The organism is Crocosphaera sp. (assembly GCF_030064895.1).
In the GTDB taxonomy this organism is placed as follows: Bacteria; Cyanobacteriota; Cyanobacteriia; order Cyanobacteriales; family Microcystaceae; genus Crocosphaera.
In genome coordinates this window covers 1-9,561 of sequence record NZ_JASJEB010000145.1, presented here as the reverse complement: position 1 = coordinate 9,561, position 9,561 = coordinate 1, and the positions used below count along the sequence as shown (strand labels likewise).

The following is a 9,561-nucleotide window of genomic DNA, read 5'->3' as shown; positions in this document are numbered from 1 at the left end:
ATCCCATTTTTGCCAAAAACTTATTCTTGGAGTTTGACGGGGAGAGGGGGAGATGGGGAGACGGGGGGAAATTAATCAGATCAACTATTATCAATCAAGGACAATTTGCAACTTTGGGATGCTCCCGGAGTTATACCAAATCCGCTTACCATACCCCCTTTTAAATTGCATAGCTTACAACTTGAAAATCCTCCTGCCTCCTGCCCCCTGCCTCAAAGAGACTACCTCTATACCTCACAAGTATGAGAACTGCTATATTAACTATTAATTATTAATTTCTCAACATCTTCTGGTAATATTTGCTGCATAATATCAGGATTGATATCAGTAATATTAACTAAACGATTAGCTTGTTTTTCAATAGCTTTTTCAAACATATTTCTGACTAATCTACCGTTACCAAAACTTTTATCACGATGGTCATATAATTCCTTAAATCGTGTTAATAATATATCCTTTGCTGGTTCTGTTAAAGTGTAACTATGTTGCTCACAAAAAGTATTAAAAATTTCTACTAATTCTTGGGGCGTATAATCATCAAAATAAAAGTAACGACTAAACCGAGATTTTAAACCAGGATTTGAATTAATAAAACGGTTCATTTCATTCCCATAACCTGCCACAATAACTACTAATCTATCTCTGTAATCTTCCATTCTTTTTAATAACATATTAATAGCTTCTTGACCAAAATCATTACCAGCATTTACAGGTTTTAAAGCATAAGCTTCATCAATAAATAATACCCCATCTAAAGCAGAATTAACTAATTCATCCACTCTTTGTGCTGTTTGTCCCACATATCCGGCCACCATTCCCGATCTATCTGTTTCAATTAAATGTCCTTTTTTGAGAATTCCTAAATGTTGATAAATTTGTCCCATTAATCTCGCAACAGTTGTTTTTCCTGTCCCTGGAGAACCACAAAAAACAGAATGTAAAGTAATAGGAACTGCTTGTAAACCTTGTTTCTCTCTTAATTTTTGTACCTTGAGAAAGTTAATATATTGACGAACTTCATCCTTTAAATGATTAAGTCCAATTAGTTTATCTAATTCTTTTAATTGTTCTTCAATATTAGACTTAGGAGATGGAGAATAACTAGGAGTATAAGAAGGAGGATGATATTTTGTTTGTGATGATTCTTGTTTTCTCAGTTTTTCTCGATCATATTCAAGTTGCTTTCTTCGTTTTTCTTCTCTATTAAATTCTTCTTTTTTAATTATTTCTTGTTGTTCTTTTAGAGCTTTTTTACGTCTAATTTCTGCCCGTAACTTAGCCTTTTCTCGTTCCAATTCTCGTTGTTTTTTCAGCAGTAATTTATAATCCTCTTCTCGTTGAACTATACGGCGATCGCGTTCCATTTCCTGTTGTCTTTTAGACTGTTTTTGTTGTTCTTGTTGTCTAATTTTTTCTAAGTCTTCTTTCATGCGATCGCTATAATTGGGAAAATCTGACATTTATCTAACTCCAAATCTTTCAATTAGATTATCACCATTGTTAATAATAAAAAATTTCTAAATTTTTGGCTAATTTTAGATTAAGTGTGACCCCAATCCCTAGACATTCGATAAACTATACGGAAGTGTGTGTAAGTATTATTGATAATATGAGCTATTTGTCTGCTAAAAACTGGTCTCGTTCCTTAATGATCGCTTTATTTTCTCTAATGTTGGGACTGACCCCAATACCAGTGCGAGGACAACAACGGATATATACTCCCATTCCTATTAAATCCGATGGACCCATCTCCGATCGTCTCTCGGAGAGAGATATTCCTACAGGGGAAGGTGGGTTTGCCAAAGACTATACAATACAACTGCAAAAAGGGGATCAAGTCGCCATCGACCTGAATTCCGATGAGTTTGATAGTGTGGTCTTATTGTTAGGTGCTGATGGTGCGACCATTGCTGAAAATGATGATGGTCCCGATGGTAGTACCAACTCTTTGTTATTTTCTCGCATCACCGAAACCGGTCGCTATATCATCCGTGTACGTGCGTTTGGGGAAACCGGAGGGGGTAATTTTCGCCTCAATGTCACTCGTTTACGCCCCGTGAATTGATAATAGACACAAAATTAAGGTTTCTGTCCATTCCACCACGGCCCCGTAAGTGTCTCCTGTATGACCCCCAAACCGACGATTAAACCACGCTGCCACCCCTAAAGCGATCGCCATCCCTATCCCTGTTCCCATTAACCCTAACTGCCATAACTCAGGGTAGAGAGCGATGAATACCCCTGTTGTTCCCCATAAACCGATCAACCCCAAACATAAGTCTTGGGGAACCTGTAAATATTGTTTATGAAAAGCCCCTTTTCCGGTGGGTTTGAGATAGGGATAAAAGGCGATCGCATTCACCTGGGCCCATCTTCCCCAACCATAAGCCACCATTAAAAACCAACCACGATGGTGAAAAATGGCACTCAAAGCGACGATTTTGAGGACAATGACCACCACCCCGGCCATCACTCCAAAGGCTCCTGATACGCTATCCTGCATCACTTCTAGACGTTTTTCCTTGTCTGTAACAGCTAAACCATCGGCACTATCCATGACTCCATCTAAATGTAAACCGCCGGTCAGATAAATCCCTAAAGCGATAATTAAAGCACTGCGTACGGTTATGGGAAATCCTATCCAATTGAGGAGTATATCGATTATTGCTAATAATGCGCCTATACTGAGACCAATGATAGGAGACCAACGGGCGATCCCTTGAAAACTTTTCGGCCAATGCTCAGGTAAAGGAATAATTGTATAGAAAATGATAGCCCCTAATAGGGATTGGATCACATTTTTCAATTGGGTGTATTAATATTGCGCTTGAATGAGTGTGGGGAGTATGGGAAAAATCAAAAGAAAGATAGTCAATTTCATAATAAATTCTATCAAACATTGAACATTTAACTAGATATATGTAGAAAATTTAAGATACTCAAATTAACTGCCATGTCTTCGGGGTTTAAGGAATGGGCAGAGAATATTGCGGTAACATGATATTAGATGGCACTTAGCCTTTGGGTAAAGTGGACAGCGTAGACTAAGCTTCGCCTCAACTTGCACTAAATGGCTAATTCGCTCTAATCAAATCATGGCTAAGGACAACACACCAAAATGTTCTATCCCCTTGATTAAACGTCGTCAGCAACATTGTTTCTCTCCTCCCAAGAAAGACAAAGGCAAATCTTGCTTTATCTTTCCACTCCTACAGTCTTTAGACTGATTACCAATTGTTATGCTTTCAGGCAATTTCTTATGAGTCACCATAACCCCTCACACCCATTCCCTGCCCCCTGTATTATTGATTTTGGGATTATTATTAATGCTGAGGACATGAAACGTATTCTCAACGATCTCGGAAGGGTTCGTTATATTCATACCCTCGATGGACAACTAGAAAGCGAAGGGGAGGGATGGATAGTTGAAGTGTTTAACGATCCTGCTCAAGCAACTATTGTGGTTAATCGTTCTTTGTATATTAATGTTCAAAGTTTCGATTATTTACAACTCCAGCGATCGCAAAAACAAGAAGCTTATTTCGATTTAATACAAGATCGTCGTTGCTTACGTTTGATTCCTGTTACTTACTCTTCACCTATTCCTGAGAGTAATTCTAATATGGACCCTGCTACTTTAGAAGCGATGGTTACTCAAGTTTTGGCGGCCAAATGGGATATGCAGTTAGATGATGAGGATGATTGTCCTTTTTGATATTTCTCCTGAAAATTTCTTTTTTGACAAGGGCTTCTACAATGATAAGGGTAGAAGCCCCATTATTTTCTAAAAATATCCTTAAATCTGATCATTTTGTTGTGATAAATCTCTAAACTTAGGTTATCAAAGAGTTAGAAAGCAGGGTTGCATTACTGGAACCAAAAAAAAGTAGGAACTAAGTAGGGAAATTTTTGTTATTAATCAAATGAGTAATCAAATTATTAAAACTATTAAAATCTTTTTAGCTTCTTCCTCAGAATTGAAAGAAGATAGAGAACAATTTGAGATTTTTATTAATCGTAAGAATAAAGAATATATTAAACAGGAAATCTTCTTAGAGCTAGTAATTTGGGAAGATTTTCTTGATGCTATGTCAGCAACTCGTTTACAAGATGAATATAATAATGCTATTAGGGAATGTGATATAGTTGTTAGTCTGTTTAAAACGAAGGTTGGTCAATATACTGAAGAAGAAGTGATGACAGCTTATGAAACTTTTCAAGAGAATAATAAACCGCTAATTTTTACTTATTTTAAAGAAGCACAAATTAATGTAAGTCAAGTGAATTTAGAACATTTGCAAAGTTTACATATTTTTAAAGATAAACTAAGTAATTTAGGTCATTTTTATACTGCATACAAGAGTATTGAAGACCTTAAATATCAGTTTGGTGAACAGCTAATTAAATTGATTCCAGATTTAACTAATCAGAAAGAGAAAAAAAAAAGATAGAGGATGGTGGAGTTTTATCTATGATCAATACAAAGTTAGTCAATAAACCTATTATTTCTGATTCTCTTAATAATAATAGGTTGAATTTTGATGAAAGTTTTGTCTATTTATTAATTGACTTAAAGTTAGAAACATCAAAAGTTAATTTGCACGATCCTGATAAATTTCAAATTAAAACTTGGTTAGCTTTTCCTGAATCTAATAAAAATTTTAAGCACGAGGAATTGTTAGAAACTTTTAAAATTGATCGAAATTATACTCAGGTAGAGATTGAAGAAAAATTATATAGCTTGATTGAAGAATGTAATCAAAAATTAGAGGAAATAAAACCGGAGCAAGATTTTGAGATAGCGATAGAATGGATTATTTTTGATGATTGGTCATCATCATCTTTTGATTGTTGGGAGTATAGACATAATAAAACAATAGGCTGTGGTCCCTTTTTCTCTGTTCATATTCGTTCATCACAGCGTCTCCATCCCATGTATAAACATTGCCGTAAATTATGGAAGAACAAATGGGATGAACTTTATTGTAATTCTCAATCAATTAATTCAACTCAGTATATTTTAGCTTGTGAATGTAATGATAAAAATGAGCAAGATTTACAAATTATTGATAATGAAGAAAATCCGATTCTTGGTATTAATCTTCCTGTAAAATTAGAAAGTCTAGAAAATCTGAGTTATGAGTCTTTTATAGAAATGGGAATTCCTTTAATATTGTGGTCTAGATGTGAAGATTCTACTATCAATCATTCCACAGAATTAGATAACTTAATTAATACTGATGAGAACAATCCTTTAAATTTTAAAACCTTACCTCAATCTATCAAAGAAATGAGAAGCGAAGCCAGAAAATTAAATCAGGAGAATTCTAATCATTTAGGTTATCATCTTTGTTTTTTATGGGAAAACCCTTATAATTATCCTGAAAAAGAACTATTAAACTTGGAATAATTCCTACTCATCAATTTTGTTTTAAACATATCAAGTACAAAGGAAAGAACATCATGAGTGATTGGCAAATTTTTAAAGGAACGAAAGAACCCCATTCTATTAAAAAATGGCCAGAACCCCCTCCTTGGCGGAATTTTAACCAACAAAAACCCCAAAAACCACCCCATGAAACCTTTCAAGCGAACGATAAAGTAATTAACGCTGTGAATATGGCTATTTATTTGCGTCGTCCTCTATTAGTAACAGGAGAACCAGGAACAGGAAAATCTAGTTTAGCTAGGGCCATTGCCTCAGAATTAGAATTAGGAGATATCTTACATTGGCCCATTAATACCCGTAGCACACTACAAGAAGGATTATACTATTATGATGCGATCGCTCGTTTACAAGATGTTCAACTAAATCAAGAACCAGCACCAGAAGGTAAATTTGATATCGGTGATTATATTCGTCTCGGTCCATTGGGAACAGCTATGTGTTCACAGAAACAACCCAGAGTTTTACTAATTGATGAAATTGATAAAAGTGATATTGATTTACCCAACGATCTCTTAAATATTTTTGAAGAAGGCTATTTTATTATCGAAGAATTACGAAGATTAAAAAAGTATCTAAAATATCATACCGTAACCGTTCAAAGCGATGATGACAGTACCTATAAAGTAGTAGATGGAAAGATTATTTGTCAGCATTTTCCTATTATTATTATGACCAGTAATGGAGAAAGAGAGTTTCCTTTACCTTTTAAACGTCGTTGTATTCAATTAGAGATTAAACGACCTACATTAGAAGAATTGACTAATATTGTAAAAGCTCATTTAGGAGATGATTTGACCAAAGATATCGAAAAAACTATTAAAGAATTTAGAGACAAAAGAGACAAACAACAAGGAACATTAGCAACAGATCAATTACTCAATGTTGTTTTTATGTTTCTTAATAACCCCAACTTGGACGATGAAGAAAAACAAGCTATTAAAGAGCGTTTAATGGCTTATCTCAACACAACAGGAGATAAGTAAGTGTTATGTTAACAGAAATTGTATCTTTTATTGATCAAGAAAAATTAGATTTAGATGCGATACAAATCGCAGAAGCTTTATGGTTTATGGAAAAAGTCAGTGTCTTAATTCCAGAAATTGAAGAAAGCAAAGACCCAGAAAAAACCTCCGAACTTGAATATGTAACAGAAGATAATAACAAACCAGACAATAAAAAATATGCTGATAATAAGCTTGTTAATCTAGAAAAATTAGAACCAGAACGCAATTTTCCCATAACTCAATCATCAAGTGAATCTTCCTCTATTCCTAAGACTGAAAATACATCATCACCTCTAGACAAATTACCAATTAAATTACCAGACACAGGAATTGTTACCAATACTTTAGAATTAGGACGCTTATTTAAACCTTTAAAAAAGAAAGTTAATTCTCGAACAGTTCAGGAATTAAACGTCAAAGAAACAGTTAAAAAAAGTGCCGAACTTAGTACCCCAAAAACTCCTCTTTACTTTCCCGTTCTTACTCCCAAAAAAGAACGCTGGTTAGATATTGCTTTGATTATAGAAAAGAGTGAATCTATGATACTTTGGCAACCTTTACTAAAGGAAGTAAAAGAATTTCTGGAACATTTAGGGGCTTTTCGAGATATAAAAACCTATGGAATGAACTGGAATCAATCTACAGAAACATTGCACATTACGTCTTTTGAATCTCTGTGTCAATTCCTTTCTCCTCAACAATTAAATGACCCCAGTGGTCGGCGTTTAGTTTTGATAATAAGTGATTGTATTTCAAACGCTTGGAATAGTCAAGAATTCATCAAAATTATGCAACAATGGTCAAGCAAAGGACTCTTAACTTTATTGAATCCTTTTCCCGAAACAATGTGGGAACGAACTAATATTGACTATGGGATAAAACTGCGATTGGGCAATCAAAAAAAGGGACTTCCTAGCCAAAATTGGCAAGCTATTCCTCTTGCTTCTTGGCAAGTCAAAGGATTATCAGAACAAGTTTTAATTAACTTAGTTAAACTGCCTATTATTAACCTAGAATCTACATCCATTGAATCTTGGGTTAATGTAATCATGGGAAAGGGAATTAGTTGGTGTTCAGGGGTTTGGTTAGGGTCTAACTTTATCTACGAAGAAGAAGAGGAAGATGATGAAAATGAAACAATGACACCTCTTCAACAAATTAATAATTTTTATGCTACTTCTTCTCAAATCGCCTGGAAATTAATTCAGTGGTTGTCTGCTATTCCTGTTAGTTTTTCAACCATTCGTTTAGTCCAAAGAACCCTATTACCAGAATCTACTCAAGTTCATGTAGCAGAAGTAGTTATGGGAGGATTATTAAGCCGGACAAAACCTATTAATCAAAACCCCTCGTTAACGACAGCCTATTATCAATCTCCTCATGATATTCAATTTGAATTTAAACCAGGAATTAGAGAAAGCTTATTAGAGCATTTAGAGATAGAAAATGGTGTACATAAAAAAGATTTTTGTCTGGGTGTTATTGGTAGTTTGACGGAAAAAATTGCTAGTCATTTTGGTTATCAAACTATTCGTGAATTTGAAGCAACTTTATTAAATCTTCCCTTACAATTAACAGGAGATGATGACCTAGAATTAATTCAAGCATTTGCTACCATTTCTGTCTCAACCCTAAGACAATATGGTGCAGAATATGCCCCTTATATTAAAAAATTAGATAAAAGTCGTGCGCGGTTAAATCTTGTTTCTACTGTTGAAGGAGATGACCCCGTTTTTAATTGGATAGATTTTCTAGAAAGTATCGCCCGACGATATCATTTAACAGATATTGAAACAGAAACCTTAATCAATCTTTTTCCAACTCCAAACCAATCTTATTCTATTCGTGAAGTAGCTAAACAGCTTTTTATTTCTCCTTCAGCAATTAGTAGTCGTTTAACTAATATTTATCGTAAATTTGAAACCTTAAATACTAATTTATTCCAATCCAAAAAACATAATAAATTATCGACCCTACAGCGATATTTATATTCTCAGTATGTCAAAGTTCGTTTATTATAGCAACCGCCAAGGCGGTTAGGACACTGTGCGAAGCACATCTTCTATGGCATCCCGAAGACACTTGAATTGACTAATTTTTTTACGAATTCGACTCTTTAACCATGACCAGCATCGCTCAATTTTATTAAGATCGGGGGAATAAGATGGCAAATATTTTAACTGACAACCTGCCGCCTCAATTAATTCTTTAATTCGTCCACCTTTATGAAATGTGGCATTATCTGCTATTACTATTTGTCCAGGTTTTAGTGATGGGATTAAACAATTCTCAAGCCAAGTCTCGAATACTATTCTATTACAAGCTCCTTCAATAGTAAACGGAGCGAATAATTGTCCATTACTCCAAGCCGCAATCATATTGACTCGCCCTTCTCTTCTCCCGCTTTTGAGTGCATGAAAGCGTTTTCCTTTTTCATTATAACCATAGCCATAATCTTCTCTATTGTCCATTCCAGCTTCATCTATATAGACTCTTTCTGATGGTTTATACATTTCTATCTCTTCTCTAAATTTTTGCCTTTTAACCTCATTTCTTTCTCGATAACCATAGGTTTTTTTTTACGGGTGAACCCAATTTTTTTTAAGGCTCTTGATATAGTGCGATCGCTAATTTCTTCTGGCCAGAGTTCAGCCATTTCTTTTTGGGTTTTATCTCCATTAGTGCGAGCAAACTCTTCAAATTTTGACCAATCTCGAATTTTATGATTATTCCCAGGTGGTTGATTGGGTTTAGCCGCGAAGTCTCCCGTTTCTTTAAGCCGATTCAGCCATAAATCTATGGTATTACGACTGATGTTGAATAGTTCACTGGCTTCACTCTTTTTTAGTCCATCAAGCGCGATTGCATCAATGACTTTCTGGCGGAGATCATAACTGTAAGGTTTAGCCATAGAGGAGAAAAGTTTAAGGGTCTTTCTCTATTCTATGTCCTAATCGCCCTGGCGATTGCTATAACTACTTCTTTTATATTAGTTTCTCTTTGCCTCCCTCGTTTTTTGGGCTTTGGTAGTAATGGTTCAATTATTTCCCATTGGGAATCTGTTATATCTGACGGATAAGAACGTCTCTTCATAAAACTGTCATAAAA

General features: G+C 34.8%; 10 protein-coding genes. 6 read left to right on the top strand and 4 right to left on the bottom strand.

The window, feature by feature from the left end; translation table 11 throughout:
- Positions 1-257 precede the first annotated feature (257 nt).
- Complete coding sequence (locus QNJ66_RS24630) at positions 258-1,460, bottom strand: AAA family ATPase (RefSeq protein ID WP_300511297.1); 1,203 nt, start codon at positions 1,458-1,460, stop codon at positions 258-260.
- A 149-nt stretch (positions 1,461-1,609) separates the two neighbouring features.
- On the opposite strand from QNJ66_RS24630, the gene QNJ66_RS24625 reads away from it, so the two are divergent.
- Positions 1,610-2,065 (top strand): PPC domain-containing protein, encoded by a 456-nt coding sequence (locus QNJ66_RS24625; RefSeq protein ID WP_300511296.1) that lies wholly within the window; start codon positions 1,610-1,612, stop codon positions 2,063-2,065.
- Here the strand turns inward: QNJ66_RS24625 and cobS are convergent.
- Positions 2,048-2,797, bottom strand: a complete 750-nt coding sequence (cobS, locus tag QNJ66_RS24620) for an adenosylcobinamide-GDP ribazoletransferase (protein WP_300511295.1) — start codon at positions 2,795-2,797, stop codon at positions 2,048-2,050. The genes QNJ66_RS24625 and cobS overlap by 18 nt on opposite strands.
- Positions 2,798-3,259: 462 nt before the next feature.
- On the opposite strand from cobS, the gene QNJ66_RS24615 reads away from it, so the two are divergent.
- From QNJ66_RS24615 to QNJ66_RS24595, 5 genes are all read left to right on the top strand, one after another.
- Positions 3,260-3,715: a hypothetical protein gene (locus QNJ66_RS24615; RefSeq protein WP_300511294.1), complete on the top strand. Its 456-nt coding sequence runs from the start codon at positions 3,260-3,262 to the stop codon at positions 3,713-3,715.
- Positions 3,716-3,923: 208 nt separating this feature from the next.
- Complete coding sequence (locus tag QNJ66_RS24610) at positions 3,924-4,451, top strand: DUF4062 domain-containing protein (protein ID WP_300511293.1); 528 nt, start codon at positions 3,924-3,926, stop codon at positions 4,449-4,451.
- Positions 4,452-4,471: 20 nt separating this feature from the next.
- Complete coding sequence (locus tag QNJ66_RS24605; protein WP_300511292.1) at positions 4,472-5,410, top strand: hypothetical protein; 939 nt, start codon at positions 4,472-4,474, stop codon at positions 5,408-5,410.
- A gap of 53 nt (positions 5,411-5,463) precedes the next feature.
- A complete protein-coding gene (locus QNJ66_RS24600) occupies positions 5,464-6,432 on the top strand; it encodes a MoxR family ATPase (protein ID WP_300511291.1) in 969 nt (322 codons plus the stop codon).
- A 5-nt stretch (positions 6,433-6,437) separates the two neighbouring features.
- Positions 6,438-8,474 (top strand): SAV_2336 N-terminal domain-related protein, encoded by a 2,037-nt coding sequence (locus QNJ66_RS24595; RefSeq protein ID WP_300511290.1) that lies wholly within the window; start codon positions 6,438-6,440, stop codon positions 8,472-8,474.
- A 15-nt stretch (positions 8,475-8,489) separates the two neighbouring features.
- On the opposite strand, the gene QNJ66_RS24590 is transcribed toward QNJ66_RS24595, so the two are convergent.
- Both QNJ66_RS24590 and QNJ66_RS26305 read right to left on the bottom strand, forming a co-directional pair.
- A protein-coding gene (locus QNJ66_RS24590; RefSeq protein WP_300511289.1) for an IS630 family transposase occupies positions 8,490-9,364 on the bottom strand; the annotation gives its coding sequence in 2 pieces (ribosomal slippage) (positions 8,490-9,032 and positions 9,035-9,364; 873 coding nt in all).
- Between the two features lie 32 nt (positions 9,365-9,396).
- Positions 9,397-9,546 carry a transposase gene (locus QNJ66_RS26305; protein ID WP_366146321.1) on the bottom strand — a complete coding sequence of 50 codons (150 nt, stop codon included), beginning with the start codon at positions 9,544-9,546 and terminating at the stop codon, positions 9,397-9,399.
- Positions 9,547-9,561: the final 15 nt, after the last annotated feature.

Coding starts and splice junctions, on each gene's coding strand:
- QNJ66_RS24605 (WP_300511292.1), top strand. CDS start 4,472: ATGATCAATACAAAGTTAGTCAATAAACCTATTATTTCTGATTCTCTT.
- QNJ66_RS24625 (WP_300511296.1), top strand. CDS start 1,610: ATGAGCTATTTGTCTGCTAAAAACTGGTCTCGTTCCTTAATGATCGCT.
- QNJ66_RS24610 (WP_300511293.1), top strand. CDS start 3,924: ATGAGTAATCAAATTATTAAAACTATTAAAATCTTTTTAGCTTCTTCC.
- QNJ66_RS24615 (WP_300511294.1), top strand. CDS start 3,260: ATGAGTCACCATAACCCCTCACACCCATTCCCTGCCCCCTGTATTATT.
- QNJ66_RS24630 (WP_300511297.1), bottom strand. CDS start 1,460: ATGTCAGATTTTCCCAATTATAGCGATCGCATGAAAGAAGACTTAGAA.
- QNJ66_RS24595 (WP_300511290.1), top strand. CDS start 6,438: ATGTTAACAGAAATTGTATCTTTTATTGATCAAGAAAAATTAGATTTA.
- QNJ66_RS26305 (WP_366146321.1), bottom strand. CDS start 9,546: ATGAAGAGACGTTCTTATCCGTCAGATATAACAGATTCCCAATGGGAA.
- QNJ66_RS24600 (WP_300511291.1), top strand. CDS start 5,464: ATGAGTGATTGGCAAATTTTTAAAGGAACGAAAGAACCCCATTCTATT.